This is a genomic window from Bradyrhizobium sp. PRIMUS42 (genome assembly GCF_023006515.1).
In the GTDB taxonomy this organism is placed as follows: domain Bacteria; phylum Pseudomonadota; class Alphaproteobacteria; order Rhizobiales; family Xanthobacteraceae; genus Bradyrhizobium.
The window spans coordinates 1-436 of record NZ_JALBGZ010001615.1; the positions used below are offsets into that span (position 1 = coordinate 1).

The window sequence follows — 436 nt, forward strand, 5'->3', positions numbered from 1 at the left end:
GGCCGAGCCGCCGCCGAGCTTTGCGATGATCGACTACGACGTGCCGCCGCCGCCGCCGGAGGAGGTGGTCTATGTCGACCGTCCGGTGCTGTATTTCAGCGATCCCGATTTCGGCTTCGCGCCGCCACCGCCGCCGCCGGTCTATTATCTGCCGCCGCCGCCGCCGGATTTCGTCGTGCTGACGCCGCCGCTGCCCGTGGTCGGCCTGTTCGTGCTGCCGCAGCCGGTGTTCGTGCCGATCCCGGTGTTCGTCAGGCCGCCGGTCTATGTCGCGCCGCCGCCGAACAACATCATCTACCAGAACATCCATAATACGACGGTGATCAACACCGTGATCAACCGCCCGCCGGCACCAGCACCGGCTGTGGGGGCAGGAGCAGGGGCTGGACCGGGACCGGGCAATCTGGGGCCGGCGATTGCCGGCCGTGGCAACCCG

General features: G+C 68.8%; 1 pseudogene. It reads left to right on the top strand.

Features of this window, described 5'->3' with window-relative positions:
* A pseudogene (locus tag MOV75_RS41935) lies at positions 1-436 on the top strand (caspase-like domain-containing protein); the annotation flags it as partial.